Consider the following 1,749-nt stretch of genomic DNA (forward strand, 5'->3'; position numbering starts at 1 on the left):
GCCCCCTGACGTGCCGCCCACCCCGGCGGCCCGCCGGCTTCCCCGCGCACAAGCCGCAGCGCCCAGCCCCGACCTGCGGAACCCCGTTTACACGTTCACTCGCCAGGCGCCGCTTCCCCGCCCCCGTCACTCCCGCGTGCCATGCAGGTCCAGGCGCCAGTCCTGGCCGTTGAGGTCCTTGCCGAAGGAGCGGTGGGGTTTCTCGGCGGACAGGACGAAGCCGTGGCGCTGGTAGATGCGGCGGGCGGCGGCGAGGACGTCGTTGGTCCACAGGACGAGCTCCCGGTAGCCCACCCCCCGCGCGAAGTCGATGACGGCCTCCACCAGGCGGTCACCGATGCCGAGCCCCCGCGCCTCCGGCTCCACGAGCAGCAGCCGCAGCCGGGCCGTGCCGGGCGCGTCGTCCCGTACACACATCACGCACCCCACCGGCCGCCCGTCCAGCTCGGCGATCCACACCCGCTCCAGATGCGGGTCGTGGTCCTCGGCGAAGTCCGCGACGATCCGTGCGACCAGCCCCTCGTAGTCGGTGTTCCAGCCGAACTCGGCCGCGTACAGCGCCGCGTTGCGCGACACGATCCACCCCAGGTCACCGGGGCCCGGCTCGCGCAGGACGACGTCCTCGCGGCGCGGCGGGCGCCCCTCGGAGAGGATCTCGCGGACGGCTCGCATCGCCTCCGCGAGCCGTGTCCGGTCGGCCGACGGCACGGTGGACAGCAGCGCGCCCACGGACTCGTTGGCCCGCTCGGCGAGCAGGTCGGCGGTCTCCCGGCCCCGGGCGGTGAGCGTGATGCGCCGACGCCGGGGGTCGGTGTCGGAGGGCGCGCGCTCGATCAGCCCGGCCTCCTCGAACTTGTTCAGGATCCGGCTCAGATACCCCGCGTCCAACGACAGCTCGGCCCGCAGATCGGCCGCGTCGGTACGCGGCGCGTGCGCGAGCTCGTACAGGACGCGGGACTCGGTGAGGGTGTACGGGGCGTACAGCTGGCGGCTGTAGTCCAGGGCGCCGATGACGTTCGTGTAGAAGCGGTTGAAGGAGCGGATGTCCTGGACGGTCATGCTCATCGACCCCCGGATGGTTGACTCAGTCAGAGATACCGACGAGCCGAGCCTAGGACACCCGCTCCCCGACGACTAGCCCACGGCTAGCCCCTTTCGGAGGCGCGGTACACGCTCACCTGCGCGCCGGTCTTGGCGGCGGTCGTGGAGACCAGCTCCAGCGGCCGCTTGACACCGTCCGCGGGGAAGATGGACTTGCCGCCGCCGAGGAGCACCGGCATCTGCACGAGCTGCAGCTCGTCGACGAGCCCCGCCCCGAGCAGGGCCCGTACGAGCGTGGGGCTGCCCATCATCGCCAGGTCCCCACCGGGAGCGGCCCGCAGCTCCCGGATCCGCGCGACGGCCTCACCCCCTGGAATCCGCTCCGTGTTGTTCCAGGTGAGCTCCGCGTCGCCGAGGGTGTCCGTCACGACGTACTTCTTCATCGCGTTGAGCCGGTCCGCGAAGGGATCACCGGCCCGCTCGGGCCAGGCCTCGGCCATCGTCAGATACGTGCGCCGCCCGTACAGCAGCGCCTCCGCCCGTTCCAGCCCGGACGCGAAGGCCCCGCCCACGACCTCCGGATCGAAGTGCGGATGCGACCACCCACCGTGCGCGAACCCGCCGTCGGTGTCCTCCTCGGGTCCGCCCCGGACTTTCCCCCGAGGCCACCGGCAGACCCTTCAGCCCCCGCTCTTCACCCCCAAGGCC

Annotated in this window: 1 protein-coding gene and 1 pseudogene; both read right to left on the minus strand. The window is 72.3% G+C overall.

The features are described 5' to 3' along the window. Positions 1 to 126: 126 nt before the first annotated feature. Entirely contained in the window at positions 127 to 1,059 is a 933-nt protein-coding gene (locus tag GRC12_RS44180) for a bifunctional helix-turn-helix transcriptional regulator/GNAT family N-acetyltransferase (RefSeq protein WP_208786056.1), read from the minus strand. A gap of 86 nt (positions 1,060 to 1,145) precedes the next feature. Next, positions 1,146 to 1,688: pseudogene (locus GRC12_RS44185) on the minus strand (dihydrofolate reductase family protein); the annotation flags it as partial. Positions 1,689 to 1,749: the final 61 nt, after the last annotated feature.

Origin of the sequence: Streptomyces griseorubiginosus (assembly GCF_017614965.1) — a bacterium.
Lineage (GTDB): Bacteria > Actinomycetota > Actinomycetes > Streptomycetales > Streptomycetaceae > Streptomyces > Streptomyces griseorubiginosus_B.

What these genes read in the sequence shown, in the direction of transcription:
- GRC12_RS44180 (WP_208786056.1), bottom strand. Translation starts at nt 1,059, where the DNA reads ATGACCGTCCAGGACATCCGCTCCTTCAACCGCTTCTACACGAACGTC.